Origin of the sequence: Niabella sp. (assembly GCF_030150205.1) — a bacterium.
Lineage (GTDB): Bacteria > Bacteroidota > Bacteroidia > Chitinophagales > Chitinophagaceae > Niabella.
On the sequence record NZ_JASLGT010000017.1, the window covers coordinates 77,315 to 101,877 of the forward strand.

At 44.8% G+C, this 24,563-nt stretch carries 26 protein-coding genes and 2 tRNA genes; 15 read left to right on the forward strand and 13 right to left on the reverse strand.

The window, feature by feature from the left end; translation table 11 throughout:
- Positions 1–117 precede the first annotated feature (117 nt).
- The 4 genes from Q1V85_RS14150 to Q1V85_RS14165 are packed head-to-tail and all read left to right on the forward strand — an operon-like array spanning position 118 to position 3,604.
- Entirely contained in the window at positions 118–765 is a 648-nt protein-coding gene (locus Q1V85_RS14150; RefSeq protein WP_300601000.1) for a flavodoxin, read from the forward strand.
- 12 nt (positions 766–777) lie between these two features.
- On the forward strand, positions 778–1,512 hold the full coding sequence (locus tag Q1V85_RS14155; RefSeq protein ID WP_300601002.1) for a carboxymuconolactone decarboxylase family protein: 735 nt from the start codon (positions 778–780) through the stop codon (positions 1,510–1,512).
- A 10-nt stretch (positions 1,513–1,522) separates the two neighbouring features.
- Positions 1,523–2,506 (forward strand): aldo/keto reductase, encoded by a 984-nt coding sequence (locus Q1V85_RS14160; RefSeq protein WP_300601004.1) that lies wholly within the window; start codon positions 1,523–1,525, stop codon positions 2,504–2,506.
- A gap of 12 nt (positions 2,507–2,518) precedes the next feature.
- A complete protein-coding gene (locus Q1V85_RS14165) occupies positions 2,519–3,604 on the forward strand; it encodes an alpha/beta fold hydrolase (protein WP_300601006.1) in 1,086 nt (361 codons plus the stop codon).
- 180 nt (positions 3,605–3,784) lie between these two features.
- On the opposite strand, the gene Q1V85_RS14170 is transcribed toward Q1V85_RS14165, so the two are convergent.
- A complete protein-coding gene (locus tag Q1V85_RS14170) occupies positions 3,785–4,681 on the reverse strand; it encodes a helix-turn-helix domain-containing protein (protein ID WP_300601007.1) in 897 nt (298 codons plus the stop codon).
- A 217-nt stretch (positions 4,682–4,898) separates the two neighbouring features.
- Here Q1V85_RS14170 and Q1V85_RS14175 point away from each other — a divergent pair, with 217 nt between their 5' ends.
- From Q1V85_RS14175 to Q1V85_RS14200, 6 genes are all read left to right on the forward strand, one after another.
- Positions 4,899–5,660 carry an SDR family oxidoreductase gene (locus Q1V85_RS14175; protein WP_300601009.1) on the forward strand — a complete coding sequence of 254 codons (762 nt, stop codon included), beginning with the start codon at positions 4,899–4,901 and terminating at the stop codon, positions 5,658–5,660.
- Between the two features lie 29 nt (positions 5,661–5,689).
- Positions 5,690–6,883: an aldo/keto reductase gene (locus Q1V85_RS14180; RefSeq protein WP_300601011.1), complete on the forward strand. Its 1,194-nt coding sequence runs from the start codon at positions 5,690–5,692 to the stop codon at positions 6,881–6,883.
- A 46-nt stretch (positions 6,884–6,929) separates the two neighbouring features.
- Entirely contained in the window at positions 6,930–7,436 is a 507-nt protein-coding gene (locus tag Q1V85_RS14185; RefSeq protein ID WP_300601013.1) for a cupin domain-containing protein, read from the forward strand.
- 1 nt (position 7,437) lies between these two features.
- Entirely contained in the window at positions 7,438–8,478 is a 1,041-nt protein-coding gene (locus Q1V85_RS14190) for an alpha/beta hydrolase (protein ID WP_300601015.1), read from the forward strand.
- 134 nt (positions 8,479–8,612) lie between these two features.
- A complete protein-coding gene (locus tag Q1V85_RS14195; RefSeq protein WP_300601016.1) occupies positions 8,613–9,668 on the forward strand; it encodes an alpha/beta hydrolase in 1,056 nt (351 codons plus the stop codon).
- Between the two features lie 10 nt (positions 9,669–9,678).
- Entirely contained in the window at positions 9,679–10,176 is a 498-nt protein-coding gene (locus tag Q1V85_RS14200) for a cupin domain-containing protein (protein WP_300601018.1), read from the forward strand.
- 254 nt (positions 10,177–10,430) lie between these two features.
- Here Q1V85_RS14200 and Q1V85_RS14205 read toward each other — a convergent pair.
- The 5 genes from Q1V85_RS14205 to Q1V85_RS14225 form a co-directional block, all read right to left on the reverse strand.
- Positions 10,431–10,516 (reverse strand) — tRNA-Leu (locus Q1V85_RS14205).
- Between the two features lie 189 nt (positions 10,517–10,705).
- Positions 10,706–10,778, reverse strand: a tRNA-Gly gene (locus Q1V85_RS14210).
- A gap of 104 nt (positions 10,779–10,882) precedes the next feature.
- Positions 10,883–11,125 carry a hypothetical protein gene (locus Q1V85_RS14215; protein ID WP_300601020.1) on the reverse strand — a complete coding sequence of 81 codons (243 nt, stop codon included), beginning with the start codon at positions 11,123–11,125 and terminating at the stop codon, positions 10,883–10,885.
- A gap of 43 nt (positions 11,126–11,168) precedes the next feature.
- Entirely contained in the window at positions 11,169–12,203 is a 1,035-nt protein-coding gene (locus Q1V85_RS14220; RefSeq protein ID WP_300601022.1) for a glycosyltransferase family 2 protein, read from the reverse strand.
- Between the two features lie 39 nt (positions 12,204–12,242).
- Complete coding sequence (locus Q1V85_RS14225; protein WP_300601024.1) at positions 12,243–12,485, reverse strand: uroporphyrinogen decarboxylase; 243 nt, start codon at positions 12,483–12,485, stop codon at positions 12,243–12,245.
- A 171-nt stretch (positions 12,486–12,656) separates the two neighbouring features.
- Between Q1V85_RS14225 and Q1V85_RS14230 the strand changes: the two genes are divergently transcribed.
- The 3 genes from Q1V85_RS14230 (at position 12,657) to Q1V85_RS14240 (ending at position 14,947) form a co-directional block, all read left to right on the forward strand.
- Positions 12,657–13,085: an SPOR domain-containing protein gene (locus Q1V85_RS14230; protein WP_300601026.1), complete on the forward strand. Its 429-nt coding sequence runs from the start codon at positions 12,657–12,659 to the stop codon at positions 13,083–13,085.
- A 255-nt stretch (positions 13,086–13,340) separates the two neighbouring features.
- On the forward strand, positions 13,341–14,534 hold the full coding sequence (locus Q1V85_RS14235; RefSeq protein WP_300601028.1) for a M20 family metallopeptidase: 1,194 nt from the start codon (positions 13,341–13,343) through the stop codon (positions 14,532–14,534).
- A gap of 35 nt (positions 14,535–14,569) precedes the next feature.
- A complete protein-coding gene (locus Q1V85_RS14240; protein WP_300601030.1) occupies positions 14,570–14,947 on the forward strand; it encodes a hypothetical protein in 378 nt (125 codons plus the stop codon).
- A gap of 28 nt (positions 14,948–14,975) precedes the next feature.
- On the opposite strand, the gene Q1V85_RS14245 is transcribed toward Q1V85_RS14240, so the two are convergent.
- The 6 genes from Q1V85_RS14245 to aroQ all read right to left on the reverse strand — a co-directional run bounded on the left by Q1V85_RS14245 (position 14,976) and on the right by aroQ (position 21,854).
- Positions 14,976–16,682 carry a S41 family peptidase gene (locus Q1V85_RS14245; RefSeq protein WP_300601032.1) on the reverse strand — a complete coding sequence of 569 codons (1,707 nt, stop codon included), beginning with the start codon at positions 16,680–16,682 and terminating at the stop codon, positions 14,976–14,978.
- 191 nt (positions 16,683–16,873) lie between these two features.
- On the reverse strand, positions 16,874–18,343 hold the full coding sequence (locus Q1V85_RS14250; RefSeq protein WP_300601035.1) for a S41 family peptidase: 1,470 nt from the start codon (positions 18,341–18,343) through the stop codon (positions 16,874–16,876).
- Between the two features lie 44 nt (positions 18,344–18,387).
- Positions 18,388–19,422, reverse strand: coding sequence for a glycosyltransferase family 9 protein (locus Q1V85_RS14255; RefSeq protein WP_300601037.1), 1,035 nt, complete (start codon positions 19,420–19,422; stop codon positions 18,388–18,390).
- Positions 19,422–20,027 carry a DUF4254 domain-containing protein gene (locus tag Q1V85_RS14260; protein ID WP_300601038.1) on the reverse strand — a complete coding sequence of 202 codons (606 nt, stop codon included), beginning with the start codon at positions 20,025–20,027 and terminating at the stop codon, positions 19,422–19,424. Before Q1V85_RS14260 ends, Q1V85_RS14255 begins: the two co-directional genes overlap by 1 nt.
- A gap of 154 nt (positions 20,028–20,181) precedes the next feature.
- Positions 20,182–21,414, reverse strand: a complete 1,233-nt coding sequence (locus tag Q1V85_RS14265; RefSeq protein ID WP_300601040.1) for an MFS transporter — start codon at positions 21,412–21,414, stop codon at positions 20,182–20,184.
- Between the two features lie 14 nt (positions 21,415–21,428).
- Positions 21,429–21,854 (reverse strand): type II 3-dehydroquinate dehydratase, encoded by a 426-nt coding sequence (gene aroQ / locus Q1V85_RS14270; RefSeq protein WP_300601042.1) that lies wholly within the window; start codon positions 21,852–21,854, stop codon positions 21,429–21,431.
- Positions 21,855–22,088: 234 nt separating this feature from the next.
- On the opposite strand from aroQ, the gene Q1V85_RS14275 reads away from it, so the two are divergent.
- Positions 22,089–22,652: an NAD(P)H-dependent oxidoreductase gene (locus Q1V85_RS14275; RefSeq protein WP_300601044.1), complete on the forward strand. Its 564-nt coding sequence runs from the start codon at positions 22,089–22,091 to the stop codon at positions 22,650–22,652.
- Positions 22,653–22,654: 2 nt separating this feature from the next.
- Here Q1V85_RS14275 and Q1V85_RS14280 read toward each other — a convergent pair whose 3' ends face one another.
- Positions 22,655–23,164, reverse strand: a complete 510-nt coding sequence (locus Q1V85_RS14280) for an acyl-CoA thioesterase (protein WP_300601046.1) — start codon at positions 23,162–23,164, stop codon at positions 22,655–22,657.
- Between the two features lie 134 nt (positions 23,165–23,298).
- On the opposite strand from Q1V85_RS14280, the gene Q1V85_RS14285 reads away from it, so the two are divergent.
- A complete protein-coding gene (locus tag Q1V85_RS14285) occupies positions 23,299–24,534 on the forward strand; it encodes a proline dehydrogenase family protein (protein ID WP_300601048.1) in 1,236 nt (411 codons plus the stop codon).
- Positions 24,535–24,563: the final 29 nt, after the last annotated feature.

The window sequence follows — 24,563 nt, forward strand, 5'->3', positions numbered from 1 at the left end:
TAGTATTGGTAAGTAATACAGTAATTGGTATAAGTGTAGGTTAATAATTACCAGCAATTTTGCATTACAGAATATATTAAGTTAATTATATCGTGTTAAGACATAATACGGTAAGATATGGATAGTATGATAAAAAGACGAACCTGGATAGTGCAGATAATGCTGTTGGTACTGCTGTTATCAACCTCTTGTATAGCTGCACAACAGGAAAAACAGGGTATAGTTATACAATCAAACATAAACCCGGAACAGACGTTAATCGTTTACCTGTCCCGAACCAAGAATACAAAAACGGTTGCCGAAATCATCCATAAAAATATAGGTGGTAAGTTGGTTGCGTTGGAGTTGGAAAACCCTTATCCCAAAGATTATCAGGCCAATGTTGACCAGGTTAAAAAGGAGCTTGAAACAGGGTTTCTTCCGCCGCTTAAAACAAAGATTGATAGCATTGAGAAATACAATGTCGTCTTCATTGGCTTCCCAACGTGGAGCATGGAACTCCCGCCACCAATGAAAAGTTTTCTGAAACAGTACGATTTAAGCGGCAAAACAATAGTACCCTTTAATACCAATGCAGGCTACGGAACTGGAAATAGTTTTGAAACTGTAAAGAAATTGTGTCGTGACAGCAAAATACTGAAAGGATTTACAACCAAAGGTGGAAAAGAAAAAGACGGTGTTTTATTTGTGATGGATGGCGAAAAAGAAACGCAAGTGCAGAAAGAGGTAAGGCATTGGTTGCAGGAAATTAAAATAGTAAACTAAATTGTCCTTAGTATGGTAATAAAAAGAAAATCAGTAATAATATTTCTCGCCGCAATAATTTGTATGATAGGCAGTATAAAGGCACAACAGAATATGACAACAGAAAACGTATTAAGCCCAAAAGAGCAAAGCATTATTTCCATTGCTGCATTGACAGCAAAAGGGAATTTAGATAAGCTAAAACCTGCCCTGACCACAGCACTGGAGGCAGGTTTGACTGTCAATGAAATAAAAGAAGCATTGGTACACTTATATGCCTATTGCGGGTTTCCCCGAAGTATCAGAGGATTGCAGACCTTTATGGAGGTGCTTGATGAACGCAAAGCCAAAGGCATTGGCGATAAAATTGGTAACGATGCATCCCCCATTGACCAAACAGCCAGTAAGTACCAACGTGGAAAAAAGATTTTGGGAGAATTGACCAAAACACCACAACCCGACACGCTTACAGGATATTCGGCATTTGCACCGACAATAGATACCTTTTTGAAAGAACATTTGTTTGCAGATATTTTTGAGAGAGATGCATTGACCTATGTGCAAAGAGAATTAGTAACCATTTCCGTAATAGCTGCCATCGGTAGAGCAGAACCTATGTTGCGTTCGCATTTAACGATTTGCCTGAATGTAGGTTTAACGCCCGAACAGTTACGACAGTATGTTCAGGTACTAAAATCAGCCATAGGAAAGAAAGAAGCAAAGGCCGCACAAAAGGTTTTGGAAGAATTGCTTAAAACCAATAAATAAATTAAAGATTATGCAAAAAAGAGCATTAGGAAATAACGGTTTAGAAGTATCTGCATTAGGTTTAGGCTGTATGGGTTTAAGTTTTGGCTATGGGCAACCTACCGAAAAAACCGAAGCTATAAAACTATTGCGCTCCGCTTTTGAGCAGGGCATTACTTTTTTTGATACTGCCGAAGCCTATGGACCTTACGCCAACGAAGAACTGTTGGGCGAAGCCCTTGCACCATTCCGTAACAAAGTAGTGATTGCAACTAAATTCGGTTTCAAAGACGGTAAGCCAGATTTGGGAATGGACAGCCGTCCCGAAACAATCAGAGCCGTTGCCGAAGCAGCAATGAAAAGGTTAAAGACTGATTACATTGATTTGTTCTACCAGCACAGGGTGGACCCCAATGTGCCGATTGAGGACGTAGCGGGAGCCGTAAAGGAATTAATCAAAGAGGGAAAGGTAAAACATTTCGGTTTGTCCGAAGCGGGAACCCAAACGATACGTAAGGCACACGCTGTACAGCCAGTTACCGCTTTGCAAAGTGAGTATTCAATGTTCTACCGTGAGCCTGAAAAAGAAATTATCCCCACATTGGAAGAATTGGGAATTGGCTTTGTTCCGTTCAGCCCGTTGGGCAAAGGCTTTCTGACAGGAGCAATAACCAAAGACACTACATTCAGCAAAGATGATTTCAGGAACATGGTGCCACGTTTCCAGCCTGAACATATCGCAGCAAATCAGGCATTGGTTGATTTAGTAGGTGCTATAGCAAAAGAACATAATGCTACACCTGCACAGGTAGCATTGTCCTGGTTATTGGCACAAAAACCTTTCATTGTCCCGATACCGGGTACAACAAAATTGAACCGCTTACAGGAAAATATTGGCGGTGCAGGCCTTGTATTATCGGCAGATGAGTTGAGCAGAGTAAATGCGGCATTGGCGGCAATCAAAATTTCAGGCGAACGCTATCCTGCACACTTAAAAGCAAGAGTTGGAAAATAAATGATAAAAGTTATGAAACTGATAGCAATTTTACTAATAACAATAGCTATGGCAGTAGGTGTAAATGCACAAAATCAAAGACGCAAAAATCTGCAAAAGCCGTTGGTTATAGAAACGCAAGGCAGCTTTGCGGTAGGTGGCTCGATATTTACTGCGCCAGGAAACTTCGAGGTAGCTAATGCGTTGAAGCCTGACGGACAAACTTTTCATGGCGACCACGCCTATGTTTTCTATCAGGTTCCGTCAAAAGCACGAAAGTTGCCATTGGTATTTTTACACGGGGCAGGACAGTCTAAGAAAACGTGGGAAACCACGCCTGACGGACGTGAGGGCTTCCAAAATATCTTTTTGAGAAAAGGATATGGCGTATATCTGCTTGACCAGCCACGGCGTGGCGAAGCGGGTAAAAGTACCGTAGAGGCAACAATTAAGCCTACTCCTGACGAACAGTTTTGGTTTACACAGTTCAGGATAGGAAACTATCCCGATTACTTTCCAAATGTGCAGTTTCCCAAAGGCAAAGTCTCACTAGAGCAGTTTTACCGGCAAATGACCCCCAATACAGGCGCTTTTGATGCGAATATTGTTACTGATGCTGTTTCACAGCTATTCGATAAAATTGGCGATGGCATTTTGATTACGCACTCACAGGGTTGCGGGGCGGGTTGGCTCACGGCTATGAAAAATGATAAGGTTAGAGCGGTCGTAGCCTACGAACCTTATAGTGGTTTCGTATTTCCAAAGGGAGAACTGCCACAGCCTATCAACTCAACAGGGCTTTTCGGTGCATTAAGTGGCGTGGAAATACCGTTAGCTGATTTCGAGAAGCTGACCAAAAAACCTATCGTTATTTACTATGGCGACAACATCGCCAAAGAGCCGACTTCCGTATGGAACAAAGACCATTGGCGTTCCGGGCTTGAAATGGCAAGGCTGTGGGCAGCAGCCATCAATAAACACGGAGGCGATGCCAAAGTGGTGCATTTGCCTGACATCGGTATAAAAGGTAATACGCACTTTATAATGTCCGATTTGAACAATGTACAGATAGCTGACCTTATGGCTGATTGGCTGAAAGAAAAAGGGTTGGATAAGTAGTTTTTGTTGCAGCAAAAATGCAATCGCTGTCAGGCTTTCCGTCCCAATCTTTTGCTACGCCATGTTCTGCAACAGGATTTTCGCTTCTATTCCACCCATTAAGCGGACGGATTGAAATAGAGTATAACTGTTAGCAAACAAAAAATTGGAACAACAATTATAAAGACAAATACTATCAGCTCAATTCAACATCCGGTATTCATTCGGGGTATATCCCGTATTTTTTTTGAAAGCCCTTGTGAAATGTGCCGGATATTTAAAACCCAGTTCGTAGGCAATCTCATTAATGGTTTTTTGGTTATCCAGTATTTTTTGCTTCGCTCTATCCGTAATTTTAGAATGAATGTACTCCAGAGCCGTTTTACCTGTTTCCTTTTTTATCAAATCGCCAAAATAATTCGCAGAAAGGTTCAATTGCTCCGCACACCAGGTAACAGACGGTAAACCGATTGTCTGTGGCTTATCAGATTGATAATATCCATTCAACAGTTTTTCAAACTGGGCTAAAATATCATTGTTTACATCATTTCGGGTAATAAACTGACGGTCGTAAAACCGTACACAGTAATTTAAAAACAGTTCAATATTATCAACAATCAGCATTTTGCTATGCTTGTCCATACCCCGCTCCAATTCGTATCTGATTTTGTCGAAACAATCCAATACAATCTTTCTTTCCCTTTCAGACAAGTGCAGCGCTTCTTTTGATTCGTAGGAAAAAAATGTATATTTATCAATATGCTGGCCCAGGGATGTACCGCGTATCAGATCGGGATGAAACAATAAAGCGTAGCCTTGCGGTTTGTAATCTGCGTTAATATCGACATTGATAATTTGCCCCGGAGCTACAAAAAGTAAAGTTCTGTCCTGATAATCGTAAGTATGACGCCCGTATTTCATATCGCCGCACATCACTTCCTTGAGATACACCGCATAAAAGCCAAAATTCATTTTGGAAGCATAGATTTCCGGCACTCTCCCGTCAAAATCCATTATGCTTACCAGCGGATGTAAATTCTCTTTGTGATAAAAGGCATCGTGTTCGCTAACCGTATCTATTCTCAAAATTTCGTCCATTATATCTGCACTTATAAATCAATACAAATTTACCTTTTATTCCGTTGCCTTTACATATATAGGTGTAAATCAGTGAAAATGGTAGCACAATCCGTGGTTTGTATAAGCAATTTTTATTTATAAGGTAAGAACTTTGTACTGTAAAATTATAGCGTGATGAAAATCACGGTAAACAGCAACAGAATTTTTAACAAAAATAGTAAACAAAGAATTGATTATGAAACTGATGGAAGATAAAGTTATTCTAATAACAGGAGCGGCACAGGGTATTGGATTTGCAACCGCAAAGGCTTTCGCCGAGGCAGGGGCATCGGTAGCATTAGCTGATTATGACGAAGATTTGGTAAACAAGGCAGCAGACCAGCTAACGGCAGAGGGCTACAAAACGCTTGCTATTGTTTGTGATGTTTCAGATGACAAACAGGTAAAGGCAATGGTTGACAAAACAGTGCAAACATTCGGAAGACTGGACGCAGCCTACAACAATGCAGGTATTCAAAATGAACTGGCAGATGCAGCAGACCAGACGAGGGACGATTTTGACAGGGTTACGGGGGTAAATTTTCGTGGTGTGTGGAGCTGTATGAAATACGAATTGCAGCAGATGCGGAAACAGGGCAACGGCGCTATTGTGAACTGCTCGTCCATCGGTGGCATTTTGGGCGGTGCGCAAAGAGGAACCTACCACGGAGCCAAGCACGGTGTAATAGGGCTTACCAAAAGCGCAGCGTTGGAGTATGCTTCAAAAGGGATACGTATCAATTCCATTTGTCCCGGTCTAATCCACACCCCAATGGCGGACAAAATGATGGCTGGCGGTCAGCAGGATGCACTGGATGCGATGTTAGCAGCCGTACCTGTTGGTCGTTTGGGACGTCCCGAAGAGATTGCCAATGCGGTGGTATTCCTATGCAGTGATGCGGCAAGCCTTATAGTCGGGCATACGCTGGTCGTGGACGGTGGTTACAGTATTCAATAAAAGCGGTTTAATCAACAAAAAATAAAGATATGAGTAACGAAACAGAACTTCAAAACAACGAGAACAGCAACCCTTCCAACCGTCGGGATTTCTTAAAGAGTGCCGCCCTTTTAGGAGCGGCTGCCTGCGTTCCTACCGTATTGGTACAAAGCTGTACAGAAAAGAAAGCAACCTCTTCAAACGATAGCCAAAACGAAAACAATATGCCTATTATCACACAACGCCGTACTTTAGGAAAAGGCAGCGCCGCAATGGAAGTTTCTGCATTGGGCTTTGGTGTAATGGGAATGAATTACCACCGTGGTACTCATCCCGATGAAAAAGCAATGATAAAACTGGCTCATCAGGTAGTGGAGCGTGGCGTTACCCTTTTTGATACGGCAGAAACTTACGGACCCTTTTTCAACGAAGAATTGGCAGGTAAAGCATTGAGCGGGTTTAAGGACAAGATTGCCATTACTACAAAATTCGGGTTCAACTATGCCGGAAACAAAATCAACGAAATGCCTGCCGGGGCAAACAGCCGCCCGGAACGTATCCGTGAAATGGTGGAAGCATCTTTGAAACGCCTGAATATTGATGTGATAGAATTGCTGTACCAGCATCGTCCTGACCCTAACGTACCCATTGAAGATGTAGCAGGAACAGTGAAAGACCTCATAGCGGAGGGAAAAGTGAAACATTTTGGTCTTTGCGAGGTCGGGGCAACAACCATTCGCAAGGCACACGCCGTACAGCCTGTTACCGCCATACAGAGCGAATACCATTTAATGTGGCGTGAAGTGGAAAAAGAAGTATTACCAGTATGTGAAGAGTTGGGTATCGGTTTTGTACCATACAGCCCCGTAAACCGTGGTTTCCTCACAGGAGCAATCAACGAGTATACCAGTTTTAATTCAGGCAACGACAACCGTAATATCCTGCCAAGGTTTACCCCCGAAGCGATAAGGGCTAATCTTAGAATAGTAGAAGAATTAAATAAATTCGGACGTACAAGAGGTATTACTATTGCACAGGCAGCATTGGGATGGTTATTGCAAAAAGCACCGTATATAGTTCCTATTCCAGGAACTACGAAGTTGTCACATCTGGAAGAAAATTTAAGGACATTGGATTATACTTTTTCGGCTCAGGAATGGGAAGAATTAGAAACCGCTATTGCTGCAATTCCCATCATTGGCGACCGTTATCCGGCTTCCGAGCAAAAACAGGTTGAAAAATAACAGAATGAGGCTTTCACAAAGGTCTATTCATAAAAAATTATATACAATGAATGGTTTTAAAAATCAAAAGCTGATAATACTTTTTATGAGTATAGCATTAACAATATCAGCTTGTAATAACGATAAAAAAACAGAAGCAATGCAAGAAAAAAATAACACTTCGCTTTTCACGAAAGGCGACACAGCACCCAAAGATTGGTTTACCGGCGATGCGTTTATACATCCGTTATTGGCAAAGGATAAGAACAATGACTTCGCATTAGGCAGCGTAACCTTTGAACCAGGCGCAAGAACGATTTGGCATACCCACCCCAAAGGGCAGGTATTGATTGTTACCGAGGGCAACGGTTGGTATCAGGAAAAAGACAAAGCCGCACAAGCCATTAAAAAAGGAGATGTGGTAAACATCCCCGAAAATGTGGAGCATTGGCACGGAGCATCAGCCGATAATAAAATGGTACACATTGCTATTACGAACTATCGGGGCGAAGAGAATGTAATGTGGCTGCAACCTGTAACAGATGCTGAATATAGCCAAGTAAATAAACAGTAAAATGAAACGGATACGAGTTATTGCAGCCGCATCCCTTATGTTATTGGGACTGGCTTGCACAGAAACAAAACAAAATAAACAGGCAAAAGAAATGAAACAGGAGGATTATTTAACTTTTAAGTTAAGCGATAAGGTAACAAGAGAACAGGTTACATACCGCAACAGGTACGGAATTACCATTGCAGCAGATTTGTACCTGCCAAAAGACATTAATACCACTAAGAAATATGCTGCCCTTATTGTAGGTACACCTTATGGTGGCGTTAAGGAACAGGGCGCAGGTATATACGCCCAGTCAATGGCAGAACGTGGCTTTGTAGCCATTGCATTTGATGAAAGCTATAATGGGGAAAGCGGTGGCGAGCCAAGACGGATTTCATCACCCGAAATATTCGTAGAGGATTTCAGTGCATCAGTAGATTACATCGGTACACGCCTTTATGTGGACAGGAACAAAATCGGGGTAATCGGTCTTTGCGGCAGTGGCGGTTTTTCAATCAGTGCGGCGCAGGTAGATAGACGTATCAAAGCCGTTGCTACGGTTAGTATGTATGATATGAGCAGGGTAAAACGTGAGGGTTTTAAAGGTTCGCTCACAGAAGAAGAACGCAATAAATACCTTGACCAGATTGGCGAACAACGTTGGACAGAATTTGAGGGTGGCAAGGTAAAAATGAATTTGGGCACACCCGAAACGATTGATGAAAATACAGACCCGATTAGCCGTGAGTTTGCCGAGTACTACCGTACACCACGTGGGCAGCATCCCAATTCAAATACCGAGTTTACGATGACGAGTGATTTTTCATTTATGAATTTTCCATTGCTTAACAACATCAAATCCGTTTCGCCAAGGCCTATTTTATTCATCATTGGCGAACACGCACACTCACGTTATTTCAGTGAAGATGCTTACGCATTGGCGGCAGAACCGAAAGAACTCTACATCGTTCCGGGTGCCGGACACGTTGATTTGTACGACAGGACGGATTTAATACCTTTTGGTAAGTTGGAAACGTTTTTCAAAGAATATTTGAAGTAAAAAGGCACATATAATGTACAATCCCAATCTGTAATATTGGTAGGTAAAACCGTAATCGGTATAAGCATAACCTCATTTTATCTCAGGAAATTTGCAGTAGCAAATAAGGTTTGGAAATCATAAAGATGAATAAAATGAAAAAGTTAATATCAATAGCAGCATTGGCTATGTCCACAGCAGTAACAGACACCGTAAATGCTCAATCCCACAGGGCAGACCAAAATCCCTATACATTAGTGTATGAGGGGGCAATTACTGAAAATGTCAAAGGAAAAGTAAATATCCATCCGGTTACCTATAAACTCAATGGGATTGATATAGCTGCTAATGTTTATACCCCTGCGGGCTATGACCCTGCACAGAAATATCCGGCTATAACGGTAGCACATCCCAACGGAGGCATTAAAGAGCAAACCGCCGGACTTTATGCCCAGCGTTTAGCGGAAGCAGGTTATATCACCATTGCTGCCGATGCAGCCTATCAGGGAGCAAGTGGCGGAGAGCCGCGTCATACGGATAAGCCTCAATACCGCACAGAAGACATTCGTGGTATGGCTGATTTTATTTTGCAATATCCGGGTGTGGATGCGAACCGATTAGGCGCCTTAGGCATTTGTGGTGGCGGCGGTTATACGTTAAATGCCACTAAATCGGACAAACGGTTTAAAGCTGTTGCAACATTAAGCATGTTTAATTCAGGTGAGGTAAGACGTAACGGTTTTCTTAATTCCGAAATAAATACCATTCAGGAACGTCTAAAAAAGGCTTCGGATGCCCGTGCACAGGAAACAGCAGGTGGTAAAATTATCTATGCCGGTGTAGCAAGCATAACAGATGAAGATATAGCTAAGGTTCCCACCAAATTCTATCGTCAGGGATTTGAGTATTATTACAGAACCCATGCACATCCCAACTCTACCTTTTTATATACTATGAGCAGCCTTCTTGACTTGATGACCTGGGATGCCACCGACCAGATTGAGCTAATAAACCAACCTTTGCTAATGATAGCCGGAAGTGAAGCCCAAACAAAATACATGACGGACGAAGCATTTGCCAAAGCAACGAATGCAAAAAACAAAGAATTATTTGTGGTTGACGGTGCAACCCATATAGAAACATACTGGAAACCCGAATATGTATCACAGATAGTAAGCAAATTGGTAAAATTCTATCAGACGAACTTATAAAGACTGAATCATGATGAAACATAAGTTTAAGTATATCCTGCCGCTTGTAGTCGTGCTATTTACAGCGTGCAACAACAATCAGAAAATGGAAGAAACAAAAAAGCAAAGCGAACTTGTATTTCCGCAAGGCGAAAAAATAACTAATGCGAATTTTACGGGAACCGCCTATCTGCAATCACTGATAGATGCAGACAGCCTTAATTCCATATCCGTAGGAAATGTAACCTTTGAACCTGGGGCAAGAAGCAAGTGGCATACTCATCCGGCAGGACAAATACTGTTAGCTATTGACGGGGTGGGCTATTATCAGGAAAAGGGAAAACCAAAACAAATTCTTCGTAAAGGTGATGCTATAAAATGTCCGCCCAATATTCCCCACTGGCACGGAGCAAGTGCCGACACTGCTTTTGTTCAGGTAGCTATAACCGGGCGGGAAAAAGGCGAAACAGTTTGGTTGGAGCAGGTAACGGATGAAGAGTATAATCAGGAACCCCAAAATAACCAATAGACATCGCAGAGCAGGATAGTTTTGCTGTGGGAGGTATGAGTTATTACCAGCTCAGGAACTAACAAAAGCTTTAAGAGACGTGGTTTACCTCTCAGAAATAAAGCCAGATTTTAAATACCGATAAAAAATAATTAACTTAGATGTAATTAAGTTCTTTTACATCTCCAAATGATTTTGTATGCAAATTGTATGCAAATTTCTCAAAAATAAAAAAGGCTCACTTTCGTGAACCTTTCTATCTGATTGATAATCAGTGCCCCAGGCGGGACTTGAACCCGCACGGACATTGCTGCCCACAGGATTTTAAGTCCTGCGTGTCTACCAATTCCACCACCAGGGCAATATTTTTAAGAGCTTGATCCGTTCGCCGGCGCTGCCTGCCGGAAGAGATCTGAAGTCCTGCGTGTTTACCTCCCGATACTTCGGGACCACCACCAGGGCGAAAAAAAAAGTTATCAGTTATCAGCCATGAGCTATCAGTAATGATTCCAATAACAAATAACGTATAACGAATAACTTTTTCAAAGAGAGCGGAAGACCGGGCTCGAACCGGCCACCCCGACCTTGGCAAGGTCGTGCTCTACCAAATGAGCTACTTCCGCGTTGATAAGAACTTTTTGTTTTTTCTTAAGTATTGGCTTGTTACTTAAGGGGTTGCGAAGATAAGGAGTTTTTTTTAACTACAAAAAAAATCGGCAACTTTTTTTTATTTATATTTTGGAGTGTACAAAGTGCTCTCCTGAACGGTAACGTTCGGCTTTTCAAAATGCTTTGTATAAAGACGGTAGCAACCTCCCCAGGTAAATAAAAAGAGGCATGCATAAACGAGATAGAATAAAAAACGGGAACTGGAAACCCAGCTGAATTTAAAATCCTTATTCTGGCTTTGTTTTAATTCTTCCTGGTATTCCTGCTCTTTTATCTGCTCAACGTCAAAATTATGTTCCATTCTGTATCAGTAATATTGTGTCGCAAAAATAAGGATCTATTCATTAATTTGTCACTTCTTTGTCAACAATTTCGGAGAACTTTTTTTTCCCGTTGACAAAATGTGCCCAGGCAATGTTTTTTTTCAGGAGTCCTTCTAACGGTCCTCTTTTATTTTTAGGAAAAATGCTTTTCTTCTGATCGGCCAGTATCCATTTTACAAAAGAGAGGTGCGCACTGGCTACTGCCACAAAATAACCGCCGTCTCCGCCTAACAGGCTTTTAAAAGCGGAAACGCCATCCAGGATCGCCCGCAGAAAAATAACATATAGCCGCCGCCAGCCATACATATTCTTATACATCATGATATGGTTGTTGCGGAAATTGAGATAGGTTTTTAAAGAATTGCCCTTGGGAAGGGTGCCGCCGCCTACATGGTAAACCACCGATTGGGGACAGGAACGGATGCCATAGCCCAGCAACTGGATACGCCAGCAAAGATCGATCTCTTCCTGGTGCGCAAAAAAATACGGATCAAAGCCCCCGGCTTCATGAAATACCCTTGAACGGATAAACAGGGCCGCACCGCTCGCCCAGAAGATGGGCGCTGAAACATCGTACTGCCCTTCATCCGTTTCGGTAAAATCAAAGACCCGGCCTTTTGCAAAGGGATAACAAAAATGATCCATCCACCCGCCGGCAGCTCCTGCATATTCGAAGTATTTCGGATGATTGTAGGACAGGATCTTGGGCTGACAGGCGGCCAGGGAACTGTCTGATTCGAGCATATTCAGCAGGGGATCGATAAACCCATCGGTAACCTGTACATCTGAATTGAGCAGCAGGTAATAATCGGTATCCACCTGCTCCAATGCCAGGTTATATCCCCTGGCAAACCCGTGGTTCTCTTTAAAACGGATGATGCGTACAGCAGGAAAATGCTGCTCCAGCCAGGCAACTGAATCATCCGTAGACCCATTATCGGCCACTACCACCTGCAACGGCGTATAACGGGTTTGTACAACGCCGGGAAGGAATTGCTCCAGGTATTTTTTACCGTTCCAGTTTAAAATAACAATAGCGACAGATGGGGGCATCATGGACTGCAAAGATTCAAAAATAATGCAAGCAAATCAAAATCAAGCCCTTTTATCTTCAACAGGAGCCGGCTTTTTAACAAAAAGATGGTAGAGCTGAATAACGGCGATAAGCCCGTTGGAAATAATGATGGGCCATTTCCATCCCAGCAGGATACCGTAAGCCACAAAAAAGAGGCAGCCGGCAAAATTAATGACCCGTATGGCTTTCAGTTGTTTGGGGATGAATGAGATCACCAGTAAGGCCATGGCTATATAGCCGATATATTCAACAGATGCATGCATGAACGATGTTATCTTTCTGAAAAAATGAGGCTTCGGTTCTTATTTGCGTAAAGTTATTCATTTGTAGCATTATTTTTGTTGCAACTTATACCGGTCTCCGTCAATCTATTAGAAGCAATGAATCGATAAAAGCGGAAGATTGGCCGGTAACACGATATAACCCCAGTAGCTATGAAGTATGTATTACCTTTTTTGATGTTATTCCTGGGTTCCCAACTATGGGCGCAAACAGGCGGAGTGGCTGTATATAAAGATCCGCGGATCGACCTGCTGTTGAAAAAACAGGCCGATGTAAATAACCTGTCTACCCGCAACTCTTCCAAAAGGAGAACCGCATCGGGGTACCGGTTGCTGGTCATCAGCACCAATAATAAGGCGGAAGCCATTGCGGCGCGGACAAAGATCTATTCCAATTTTCCCGAATTAAAACCCTATATGTGGCACCAGTCTCCTTATTTTAAAGTAAAGGCAGGCAACTTTACCTCGCGGCAGGATGCACAGGCCTATCAAAAAAGGCTCAGCGCCTTTTTTCCCGGTGGTGTGTTTATCATGAATGACATAGTGGAGGTGAACCCGGATAGTTCCGAAAGCGAGGATTAATAATTGGGGTTTAATAGCGAGCTGCGTTTCGTTTGAACCGGAGGAGGGCCCAGGTGCCTGAAGAGATATAGCGGCAAGCCGTTGCGGTTTTTGCGGATACCTTGCGAACATTACGGTTAAATTCCAACACCTGCTGAAATATAATAGCACTCAATAGCCTTCAAAAAACACGGCTTCTGGGCCATCCACGGCCGTCTGACTCCTTATTATGGATCTGTTTTTTCCAATGACCGGATTATCAGTTATTTTTGCCGGATGACGGATAAAATACAATTGCTGGCAAAACAGTATGCGCCGGAGTTGATCGAAGTGCGCCGGTACCTGCATGCGCATCCTGAATTAAGCTACCAGGAATTTGAAACTTCTAAATATATACAGGCCCGGTTAACCGATCTGGGCATTCCTTTTGAGGTAAAAGCAACCACCGGTGTAATCGGATTATTGAAAGGACGTAACCCGGAGAAGCGCATCATCGCCCTGCGGGCAGATATGGATGCATTGCCCATCCAGGAATTGAACGATGTCAGTTACCGTTCTGTAAATGAAAATATAATGCACGCCTGCGGACATGATGTACATACGGCCTGTTTGTTGGGCGCGGCAAAGATCCTGAATGAAATAAAAGACCAATGGGAGGGAACCATCAAGCTGATCTTTCAGCCGGGGGAAGAAAAAAATCCGGGTGGGGCCAGCCTGTTGATAAAGGAAGGTGTACTGGAACATCCGGCTCCGGCGGTGATCTTCGGGTTGCATGTACACCCGGGACTTGAAGTGGGTAAACTCAGTTTCCGGGAAGGAAAGGTAATGGCCAGTGCGGATGAGCTGTACATCACTGTAAAAGGAAAAGGCGGCCATGCGGCGGCACCAAATTTATGTGTAGACCCGATCCTGATCGCATCACACCTGGTGGTGGCACTGCAGCAGGTGATCAGCCGGCGTAATAATCCGCAAAACCCTACCGTATTGTCCATAACGGCCTTTAATGGAGGCACTACTACCAATGTGATTCCGGATGAGGTAAAACTGAAAGGAACCTTCCGTGCCATGAATGAACAGTGGCGGTTTGAGGCGCATGAAATCATCCGGAGTATTTCCGAAGGCGTGGTGAAGGGTATGGGCGGGAGCCTGGATCTGCATATAGATGTAGGCTATCCCAGTGTATACAACAACGAGGCGCTTACGCAACAGGCAACAGCATTGGCGGCAGCCTATGCCGGTGCGGCACAGGTTGGTGAAACGGAGATCCGTATGGGCGCCGAAGATTTTGGCTATTATACGCAACAGATCCCCGGTTGCTTTTACCGCCTGGGGGTGATGAATGTGGAGCGGGGCATTACAGCAGGTGTGCATACGCCCTTATTTAATGTAGATGAAAATGCGATCGAGCTGGGAATGGGTATGATGGCCTGGCTGGCCGTTGCAACGGATTTAACAAAATTGAAGGGATAATCGGCGGCCTCATTGCATCATTGAAAAAAAGAATCATGATTAAAGCTATCATTGCCGGCGTATTATTTACGCTATGCTCGTTCACTGCAACGGCACAATCCAAAAGTGACTCTGCAAAAACGGCGCGCGATTTCCTGATCCAACAGGAAGAAAGTCATGGAAGCCATCCGGACAACCGGAACAGGAACCGGATCGAAAATGTCAAAACAGCGCCGGATAGCAATGCCGCAACAAAAAAAGCGGAAACAAAGAAGAAGAAATGCTGGTTCAGCCGGAAGAAGAAAAAAGATAGTGGAGGAAAGCCGGCCAAGGATGCGCTTGAAGACCGGAATACAAAAGACCCCAGGATCGATAAAGGCCCAAAAACCAATACAAAAGCAGCGCCATCCATTCTCAAAGACGCTAAAAAATAGATCAACAGCTCCCGGCAGAAGGAGTGAATCAGTTCCTTTTACGTTTCTGATCTGCGGTTACAATCATGTCCTGGATATTGGTGATGTTTCCTACACTACGGCCAATGGGGCGGAATACCTCTGTTGAAGAAGTTGCTGCCATTGTAACCTGGGCAGTTCTTGCCAGGGACAACGCCGGGTTATAATTATCATTACCGGTTATTTTGCGGATGGCATATTTAAAACAGGCTTCATTTGGATTTCCAAAATCATAGCGAAGATCATCCAGTACCTGTAAATCGGTGCTCATTCCGTCGTAATAAGTGCCGGTTTGTGTACCGTTGATCTGGTTTTTGTTCTTTGTTTCAAAATTGGCCATATACACACTGTAATTACCGAGGCGTATATCAAAAAAGCCAACAGGCTTCCCGTAGGTTTTTTTCCCATTATCGCTAAATACGGCGCCAATAAGGTAAATATTGTCATAGTAAGGCTTCAGGGAATTGATCAATAGCTCGCTGGCGGACGCGGTGGAGCTGCTTACAATAAAATACAGCTTTTTTGTTGTATTGTTATTATTGAAGGGCCCCGTTTTGCTGATGACAGTTGTATTTACCGCAACACTGTAATCCACGTCAAAATAAGTAAATCCCCGGGGCTGGTTATTGGCATCGTATACCTGTTGGTTTCTTAACAAGGTAGCCTGCTTGTTTTGCATGGTTGGGTTGTAAAATTCAGCAAATAATACCTGCCCGTCTATACCGGCCGGTGCCAGAAGGTTGCCAAAATATGCGGCTGTTTTTACAACGCCTCCTCCGTTGTACCGGAGATCAACGACGATATCTGTAATGTTGCCAAATTTGCTAAATGCTTCGTCCAGCGCAGGCTGGGCATTGCTTAGGTCGGTAAAGGAGCGGAATGCAATGTAGCCTATTTTCTTTCCCGCAACATCCAGTGTGGTATCTTTAAATACAGGGTTAAAGGTATAAAGCGTTTTTTGTATAGGTGGAACATCCCGGCTGGTTTGTGTACCGGGATTGTAGACTGCAACCGTAATACTGGAAGCACTTAACGCTGCATTAATTGCCGATGCGTCTGTTTCAATTCTCAGGCTTTTACCATTGATTTTGGAGATAATATCCCCTCTTTTTAGTCCCGCCTGGTACGCCGGTGAGCCTTTGGTCACATAACGTACAAGTCCTACCATGCTGTCTTTATTGGTATAGGGCAGGGGATTTTGAACGGTACTTGCCTCTGATACGGGCATATAACCCAGGATAAAGCCCAGGCTGTTTTCTTTTCCGTCCAGTGTCATCTTTATATTATCAGCAACGGAATGGGGCGCGAAAACGGCAGCCAGCCCTCCCGAATAAACATCGCTTGTTTTTAAAATATATGAAAATTTACATTCTGTATTGTCGTTTACAGGGTTGCCGGCACTGTTATAGGAAATTTTTTGTTCGTAAGAAAAACCGGTTGCCGGGTTGGTTGCAAATCTGCTGATGGCAAACATCTCGTCATTAAGGCCTGTTATCGTATCTGCTGAGACCAGTTTCCTGGGATTAAAAGCGGAAATGTCCGGCAAGGTGTTATTCCAATAGTAGATTTGTTTTGCATATAAAAAAAGTGAGTCTGCTAATAATTCAGGACTAACGCCTGTGGGGGTTGGCGGAAGCATGTCTTTTTTCTTGGAAGGACAGGCTGTTAGAATGGTGATGCAAAGGATGGCTGCAACTATGCTTTTGCGGAAATACATAAACTTTATTTTATGAAGATAGGAATTAATTTTCTTTTTTATTTGAAATTTTTATAATGTAGGATTTCACCGGCCGGAACGCAGTTGAGGTATTAAGAAGATCAAAAGCCGTTTTAATCTGGCCCGGGCTGCCGAATTATTAAAAAAGAGTGCAGAAAATACCGTTTTTATTACAACAGCCCATAAGCTTGCTACCGCAACATATTATCGTAATATTGTTTTTTTAGTTGTATTTCGGGTACCTGGGTAGCTGCCCGGGCAGTGGTGCCGGTGGTAACAGCTACTTTCACAGGAATGCCATCGATCAGATCTAACGCAACTTTTGTGCAGTCTTCAGTTACATCCCCCCAGGCTTTGTCTACCCCATCGTATACTTTATAATCGGGTGTAAAGCCTGCATAGGGAACCTGGGTATCCGTGCTGTTTTTGGTCATAAACGAAACCGTCCAGAAAGTGACTTTTTTGAACAGGTCAACGGGGAAAAATCCCACCGGTTTTCCAAACGTGTTATCATCCCCGATCAGTTTGATATTCCCGTTGAAATAAGGCTTCAGGTCGTTTATAAGCAGCTCGGCGGATGAAGCAGTCTGCTTGCTTACAATTACAAATAAATTACCCGGATTGATGGGGAATCCTTTTGTAGCGTCTGTTTTGTTGAAGGTAACGGTGTTGCCATAGGCGTCTGGTTTATAATAGCTGGCACTATAAGCGTGCCGGGTACGCATCAGGGGATAATTGCCTGCCTGCAGATCCGCATTATAGTAATAAGTATACATTTTGTTGCCATTACCTGCCGTTGCCGGAGCCAGGCTATTGGCCAGAAAGTCTTGCGTACGGGTAAAACCACCGTTATTATAACGCAGGTCCAGGATGATATTCTTTACTCCCGCATCGTTAAAAGAGCGGAGCGCGGCCTCTATAGCCGGCCGGGAATCTTCCAGCTGATCAAAAAATTTGTATACCAGGTACCCGGCTTTTGCTCCCCTGGGTGATTGCAGGATATTGGAGTATAATACGGAAGACGGTATGAAAGAGGCTATGGACAGATCCAGTGGAACCTGCTCGCCTGTTGGTTTTTCGAAAGTAACCCTGGCCGATTTGGTGGTTTCATAATAAAACATGTTATTAAGGACTGCTACGGAGGGTGTATTATTACCTAAGGTGGTCTCGTCTACTTTGACAATTTTCCAACCCCGCTGAACCTCATTTCTCCCGGCATATGAATCGGGGTATACATAAGTTACAAACCAACCCGTAAAGCTTCCCGTAACTCTGTTCTTACCCGATTTTACAAAGAAGCCATAGCTGTTTTCTGGCTGTGTGGCCATGCTGCCCGTTTCGGCGTTGTAGTAATCGGTGGCATAACTGTATTCTTTTGCTGAATCATAGGAATTAAAGCTGCGGACAGCGGCGATAGTGGCCTCAGCGGTCTCCACATCAGTGCTCTTAACGTATTGCCTGGGATTAAATGATGTGTAGGTGGTACGGGTGCGGATCTCATCCCAGAAATAGATCTCCCTGGAGAACAGGTACACTGAATCGGCAACAAGTTGCAGCTCTGTGCCATTGGGCGTTATACGTACATCCTTGTTCTTATCTCTGCAGGATGCAGCCATCATCAGCAGCAGGCACCCCACAACGCCCATATTGAATACACGCATAGATTCCGGAATATTTGTGAAAAGTTAGCTATTAATTGTGTTTTTTATGTGAAAATTTTGATAACCTTTTGAAACACCTGTTCAGGGGTTATTTCCTGCATACAGCCCGCTGCTCCATGTACCGGGCAGGGTTTATTGCCAAAAACAGAAGAGGGACGGCAGGGAAGATCGGTTTGAACCGCATTTTCCAGGTCCTGTCCCCAGCCATAGAAGCCCAGCCAGGGATGTGTGCCGCCCCAGACAGAAACCACCGGAACCCCATAAAGTGAAGCCAGGTGCATATTGGCGGAGTCCATGGTCAGCATTACATCCATTTGGGCGATCAGCTGTAATTCTTCTGCAAAGGAATACCGGCCGGCAACCACGCGGATGTTTTGATGCCCTGCGGCCCATTGTTCCAGTACCGGGGTCTCCGCCTTGCTGCCAAATAAAAACAGGGTGTGTGCTTTGTTGTGTTGCAGCAGGCGTACCACCTGCTCCATCTTTTCCAACGGGTACATTTTGGCCGCATGCTTTGCAAAAGGCGCAATACCGATCCGGAATTGCTGATTGCTGACAGCTGATGGCTGATTGCTGACAGCTGATGACTGACAACTGATAACTGATAACTGATCACCGATGCTCACCGGCGCTCCCAGTTTTCCAAACACATCCGCATACCGCTGAAACGTGGTTTTTAACGGGCGCAGTTTTTTATTATAGGGCCTTGTCAGTTCTTTTTTTTCTTTACGGCCTTTGTCAATCACAGCGGTAGGAACAGCTCCCAGGAACAAACGGATGATTTTGGTGCGCAGTACATTGTGCAGGTCGGCTACCGCATCAAACGGAATATCCTTTTTCAGCCGGCGGCCCAGTTGTATCAGTCCGCCTATTCCTTTGTATTGTTTCCGGATATCAACCCCATAAAAATGAAGGCGGTCAATAGCTGCAAAAAGCGGTGCATGAAACGGAACGGATACCATGGTGATTTCCAGTCCGGGATGTTGTGCTAATAAAAGCCGGAGTACGGGAACGGTCATGGCTGCATCTCCCAGGGCAGAGAACCGGAATACCAGTATATGTTTGGGAGGGGCCTTCATTACTTTTTTTGCTGGTAAAGCACCGGATTCAGACTTTCATCATTATACATCTTCATTTGTTTGTACACTTTCATGTATTTCCTGCCGGCGGCGATATCGCCCAGCAACTGGTCAATGGCGGTAGACAGGTCTTCCCGCTGCGTCAGCAATACATTCAATTTGTTGGTACAGGCCGCCCGGTGCGCTTCAGAAGCATCTTCCCGGGTGGCTTCCTGGTGCATATGGTAGATCTTGAGTTCAAGAATCGATAACCGGTCAATGGCCCATGCGGGGCTTTCCGTATTGAAGGAGGCATCTGCTGCGGGCGATACCTCGCTGTATTGCTGCAGGAACCAGCTGTCGATGTATTCCACCATATCGGTACGGTGCTGGTTCGAACGGTCGATGCGCCGCTTGATCTCCAGGGCCTTTACAGGGTCGATCTGCGGATCGCGGATAATATCTTCCAGGTGCCATTGTACCGTATCGACCCAGTTTTTCTCATACATCAGGAACTCAAGGGTGTCTTTTGCATAAGGGTTTTGAACCCGGGTATCTACATCATCCGTTTTATGATAATCGGTAATACTTTGCTGAAAAATAAGGATCCAGTCTGCCGTGCGCATGGTCAGTTATTATTAAGTAGCGGTAAAATGAATTAAAATCTCCCGCAAATGTAAGCGTTTGAGCGTTGAGATCTGGTATTTGAAATTTGTGATTTCAGATTTAAACCCTGCAATTTAGAAGTGGGATTTAGAATTTTAAGTTTCGTATTTAAATTTAAACTTCTTCATAATTCAGATCCTTATGAAAGGTTTCCGGCAGGGTGATAACGGCAATGGAGGAAACAACCATTACAATAGCAGCGGTAATGATGGCGCCGTTTACATAACCGATGCTGCCGATGCCGCGTATTTCTTTAAAAATTAACAGGATTGCCGGAAGCAGCCCGCGTACGAAATTCGGAACGGTGGTAGCGGCCGTGGCCCGCAGGTTGGTCCCAAATTGTTCGGCCCCAACGGTTACAAAAATAGCCCAGAACCCGATGCTGAAGCCCAGGAAAAAACAAAGGGTATACATCCAGCCGGGCGTACCGTTCCACTGCGTGGTAAAATAGAGGAGCATCGAAATAAAGGTAAGGGCGTAAAAAATGTACAGGGCCTTCTTGCGGCTTTTGAGCCACTGGCTTACCAGTCCAATCGTAATATCACCAAGAGCCAGACCTATATAAGCATACATGATCGACCGGCCGGGGTCTACATCACCAGTGATCCCGAACTGTTTTCCAAACTCGCTGCTGAAGGTGATGAGTATCCCGATTACCAGCCATGTAGGCAGCCCGATAAAAATACTTTTCAGGTATTTGCTGAACCGTTCCCTGCTGCTGAACAACATCAGGAACTGTCCTTTTTTTACATCAGCGGCATTCATGCGGTTATACATGCCCGATTCCAGTACCGATATCCGCAACAGCAATAAAAGGATCCCCAGTCCGCCCCCGATAAAGTAACAGGTACGCCAGTGAAATTCCTCTTTTATTAAAAAGGCTACCGCCGCTCCCAGTACGCCAAAACCGGCAACAATAGAAGTGCCGATGCCGCGTTTTTCTTTAGGCAGTAATTCCGCCACAAGGGTAATGCCGGCACCCAGTTCGCCGGCCAGACCAATCCCTGCAAAAAAACGGATGGCCGTATATTGCTGTACATTTTGAACAAAACCGTTACAGATATTGGCAATGGAATAAATAAGGATGGAGCCAAACAATACTTTTACCCGGCCTTTCTTATCGCCCCAGATCCCCCAGAGGATGCCGCCGATGAGTAACCCGGCCATCTGGGCCGAAAGGATCCATTCGCCCTTGGTGGTGATTTCATCAGCGGTTAAGCCCAGTTCTTTCAGGCTGGGAATACGGATAATACCAAAGATCAGCAGATCATAAATATCGACAAAATATCCCAGCGCGGCTACAATGACAGTGAGACTGAGAATGGAAGCGGTTTTTTGTTGGTTCATATGGCGTTCAATAATTACTTTTTTTGATCCTGGAAATAATGCACCGCCAGTTCATAGCCCTTTAATCCAAGCCCGATAATGCTACCGGCAGCTTTGGCGCTTACATGCGATATTTTCCTGAAATCCTCACGGGCATGCACATTGCTGATATGCACTTCTACTACCGGTGTGTTGATCGAAGCGATGGCATCACCGATGGCAACAGAAGTATGCGTATAGGCAGCAGGGTTCAGGATAATGCCATCTGCTTCAAACCCGTATTGTTGCAGGGCCGTTACCAGCTCGCCTTCGATATTGCTCTGGAAATAATCAAAGCGGATCCCGGGATAATTTGTCTTTAGCTGGTCAAAAAAAGATTCAAAACTGGAGCTGCCATAAATACCCGGTTCCCGTTTGCCCAGCAGGTTGAGATTGGGACCATTGATGATTACAAGATGCATGTATGAAATTTTAATGGGCTAATATAAACATTTGGCAGAGGAAACCGTGTATTTGGAATTGAAATTTTAGCGACGGGCTTTAACTGAAGGGGCAAAGGGACCACAAAGGCGTACAATGAAGATCAGCAGCACCCCGGATAGCGAACCTCGCGGATTCTTTGCGCGCTTATCGGTTAACTATACAGGACTTTGTTTTTTGAAACGGTTCATTTATTTTTAACCAAAACGTTTACTATGAGCACTCAAAAAATAGGCTTGCTGGTAGGCAGCCTTCGGGCGGCCTCTTACAGCCGGAAAGTAGCACAGGAATTGATCCGGCTGGCCCCTTCAGCCCTGGAGCTGGAAATTTTGGAGATCGGCGACCTGCCGTTGTATAATGAAGACCTGGAGCAGGCCGTTCCGGAATCCTGGATCCGTTTCAGGGATGCAATGCGGGCAAAAGACGGCGTTATTTTTATTACCCCGGAATACAACCGTTCTGTTCCCGGGTTGCTCAAAAATGCCATCGATGTGGGATCACGGCCTTATGGAAAGAGTGTTTGGAACCGGAAGCCGGGCGCTGTGGTAAGTGTTACACCGGGTGCACTGGGTGCCTTTGGAGCCAATCATCACCTGCGACAATCGATGGTGTTTTTAAATGTGCCCATGATGCAGCAGCCGGAGGCCTACCTGAGCAATATAGCAGCCTGCTTCAATGATCCGGAATCGGAAGACCGGAACCGGCTGGATCAGTTTCTGGAAGGCTTTTTAAAAGCCTATGCAGCATGGGTGCAGGAAATTAAAGGGAGCGGGGAATAGGATTACATCTGGAATAAGGCCCTCAGCTCCGCAGCATCGGTGGGTTTCATTTTGCCACCCAGTATCAGCCGCAGCTGCCGGCGGCGGAGTGCGCCTTCAAAAAGCAGGAACTCTTTATCGGTAACAGGTTCCAGTGTTGGTACCGGCGCAGGCTTTCCATGAGGGTCCAGTCCTACAAAAGTGTAATAGGCCTCATTGCTTTTATACCGGTACCGGTTTACCAGGTCCTCGCCATGTACCACCATATGCACTTCCATTGAAGAATTAAAGGCACGGGTCACTTTTGCTTCAATATGTACGGAATTGCCCAGTTTGATGGGGTTTTCAAAAGAGATATTATCAACGGATGCGGTTACTACCGGAAGATTGGCGTGTTTCTGTGCAGATAAAGCGGCGGCAATATCCATCCAGTACATCAGGCGGCCCCCCATCAGGTTGCCAAAAGTGTTGGTGTCGTTGGGCAATACCAGCTCGGTCATCACAATCAGGCTGTCTGCAGGATTCTTTGCCATTTTCAGATTTTTTGCAAAAGTAACGGGATATGGCTAATTTAGAAAACCGCTGCTCAAACGGTTGCGCCGGATCAATTTTTTTATAAAGGGAACTGCTAGCGACCTTACCTTTGCCGGATATTCTAAAAGGTTATATGCAAGAAACAAGGTTGCCGGTATCATTCGATAACACGGAATTCGCATTTAAATACAAGTCGGATAGTGAGTTAAAAAAAGCAAGGCTGTTGTTCTTGATGATGGGACAGCCCACGCTGGTAAAACTGGGCACCCGCATTACTCCCTGGGCGATCCGGAATAAGCTGCCCGTTAAAGGAATGATACGGAGCACGATCTTTAAGCAGTTTGTAGGCGGTGAAACACTGGATGAAACCGCAAAAGTAGCTGCGAAATTAGGACAGTATAACGTACAGGTGATCCTGGATTATGGCGTAGAAGGAGGTGAGGATTCCGAAAAAGAATATGATCATGCCGCCGATGAATTCATCCGGGTGATTGACTACGCGGCCACGCAATCCAATATTCCTTTTATGAGTGTAAAGGTTACCGGCTTTTCCAGGTTTTCGTTGCTGGAAAAGATCGATGCGGGGATGACCGCAGCTGGCGGAACCCTTATCAAACGTTACCTGCAGGTAGTGGAGCAGCTGGATACTGCTGAAAAAGAAGAATGGCACCGGGTGCGCACCAGGCTACTGCGGATCTGTGAGCGGGCCGCTGAGAAAAAAATAGGCGTTTTAATCGATGCGGAGGAAACCTGGATACAGGACCCCGTGGATGCGCTCACCATCCTGATGATGGATTCCTTTAATAAAACAACACCGGTTATTTATAATACAGTGCAGTTATACCGGCATGACCGGCTGCAGTTTCTGAAAGACTGCTATGAAGCGGCGGCGGAGCGGAATTTTCTGCTGGCAGTAAAACTGGTACGCGGCGCCTATATGGAAAAAGAACGGGCCCGGGCTGTGGAGCAGGGCTATCCGTCACCTATACAACCGGATAAAGCCAGTTCCGACCGCGATTATGATGCCGGCGTACAATTCAGCCTGGAACACCTGGATCGGGTTGCGCTGGTTATTGCCACCCATAATGAAAAGAGCAACCTGGATGCGGTGGCCTGGCTCCAACAACACCAGGTTCCGTTCAATCACCCGCATGTGCACTTCAGCCAGCTGTATGGAATGAGCGACAATATTACCTTCAACCTGGCTGCTGCCGGCTGCAGTGTTAGTAAATACCTGCCGTTTGGTCCCATCGAAGATGTGGTTCCTTACCTTATGCGGCGTGCGCAGGAAAACACTTCGGTAAAAGGACAAACAGGGCGTGAGCTGGGGCTTATTCAAACAGAACTTCAAAGAAGACGGAAAGGGTAAATTTTTTACCGTCATCCGTATGATTTATT

Excerpts from the sequence above, each read along its gene's own strand:
- Q1V85_RS14235 (WP_300601028.1), top strand. The coding sequence starts at position 13,341 with ATGACGGATAAAATACAATTGCTGGCAAAACAGTATGCGCCGGAGTTG.
- Q1V85_RS14230 (WP_300601026.1), top strand. The coding sequence starts at position 12,657 with ATGAAGTATGTATTACCTTTTTTGATGTTATTCCTGGGTTCCCAACTA.
- aroQ (WP_300601042.1), bottom strand. The coding sequence starts at position 21,854 with ATGCATCTTGTAATCATCAATGGTCCCAATCTCAACCTGCTGGGCAAA.
- Q1V85_RS14185 (WP_300601013.1), top strand. The coding sequence starts at position 6,930 with ATGAATGGTTTTAAAAATCAAAAGCTGATAATACTTTTTATGAGTATA.
- Q1V85_RS14245 (WP_300601032.1), bottom strand. The coding sequence starts at position 16,682 with ATGTATTTCCGCAAAAGCATAGTTGCAGCCATCCTTTGCATCACCATT.
- Q1V85_RS14190 (WP_300601015.1), top strand. The coding sequence starts at position 7,438 with ATGAAACGGATACGAGTTATTGCAGCCGCATCCCTTATGTTATTGGGA.
- Q1V85_RS14165 (WP_300601006.1), top strand. The coding sequence starts at position 2,519 with ATGAAACTGATAGCAATTTTACTAATAACAATAGCTATGGCAGTAGGT.
- Q1V85_RS14195 (WP_300601016.1), top strand. The coding sequence starts at position 8,613 with ATGAAAAAGTTAATATCAATAGCAGCATTGGCTATGTCCACAGCAGTA.
- Q1V85_RS14215 (WP_300601020.1), bottom strand. The coding sequence starts at position 11,125 with ATGGAACATAATTTTGACGTTGAGCAGATAAAAGAGCAGGAATACCAG.
- Q1V85_RS14155 (WP_300601002.1), top strand. The coding sequence starts at position 778 with ATGGTAATAAAAAGAAAATCAGTAATAATATTTCTCGCCGCAATAATT.
- Q1V85_RS14250 (WP_300601035.1), bottom strand. The coding sequence starts at position 18,343 with ATGCGTGTATTCAATATGGGCGTTGTGGGGTGCCTGCTGCTGATGATG.
- Q1V85_RS14285 (WP_300601048.1), top strand. The coding sequence starts at position 23,299 with ATGCAAGAAACAAGGTTGCCGGTATCATTCGATAACACGGAATTCGCA.
- Q1V85_RS14150 (WP_300601000.1), top strand. The coding sequence starts at position 118 with ATGGATAGTATGATAAAAAGACGAACCTGGATAGTGCAGATAATGCTG.
- Q1V85_RS14225 (WP_300601024.1), bottom strand. The coding sequence starts at position 12,485 with ATGCATGCATCTGTTGAATATATCGGCTATATAGCCATGGCCTTACTG.
- Q1V85_RS14175 (WP_300601009.1), top strand. The coding sequence starts at position 4,899 with ATGAAACTGATGGAAGATAAAGTTATTCTAATAACAGGAGCGGCACAG.
- Q1V85_RS14240 (WP_300601030.1), top strand. The coding sequence starts at position 14,570 with ATGATTAAAGCTATCATTGCCGGCGTATTATTTACGCTATGCTCGTTC.
- Q1V85_RS14160 (WP_300601004.1), top strand. The coding sequence starts at position 1,523 with ATGCAAAAAAGAGCATTAGGAAATAACGGTTTAGAAGTATCTGCATTA.
- Q1V85_RS14255 (WP_300601037.1), bottom strand. The coding sequence starts at position 19,422 with ATGAAGGCCCCTCCCAAACATATACTGGTATTCCGGTTCTCTGCCCTG.
- Q1V85_RS14170 (WP_300601007.1), bottom strand. The coding sequence starts at position 4,681 with ATGGACGAAATTTTGAGAATAGATACGGTTAGCGAACACGATGCCTTT.
- Q1V85_RS14220 (WP_300601022.1), bottom strand. The coding sequence starts at position 12,203 with ATGATGCCCCCATCTGTCGCTATTGTTATTTTAAACTGGAACGGTAAA.
- Q1V85_RS14265 (WP_300601040.1), bottom strand. The coding sequence starts at position 21,414 with ATGAACCAACAAAAAACCGCTTCCATTCTCAGTCTCACTGTCATTGTA.
- Q1V85_RS14200 (WP_300601018.1), top strand. The coding sequence starts at position 9,679 with ATGATGAAACATAAGTTTAAGTATATCCTGCCGCTTGTAGTCGTGCTA.
- Q1V85_RS14280 (WP_300601046.1), bottom strand. The coding sequence starts at position 23,164 with ATGGCAAAGAATCCTGCAGACAGCCTGATTGTGATGACCGAGCTGGTA.
- Q1V85_RS14275 (WP_300601044.1), top strand. The coding sequence starts at position 22,089 with ATGAGCACTCAAAAAATAGGCTTGCTGGTAGGCAGCCTTCGGGCGGCC.
- Q1V85_RS14180 (WP_300601011.1), top strand. The coding sequence starts at position 5,690 with ATGAGTAACGAAACAGAACTTCAAAACAACGAGAACAGCAACCCTTCC.
- Q1V85_RS14260 (WP_300601038.1), bottom strand. The coding sequence starts at position 20,027 with ATGCGCACGGCAGACTGGATCCTTATTTTTCAGCAAAGTATTACCGAT.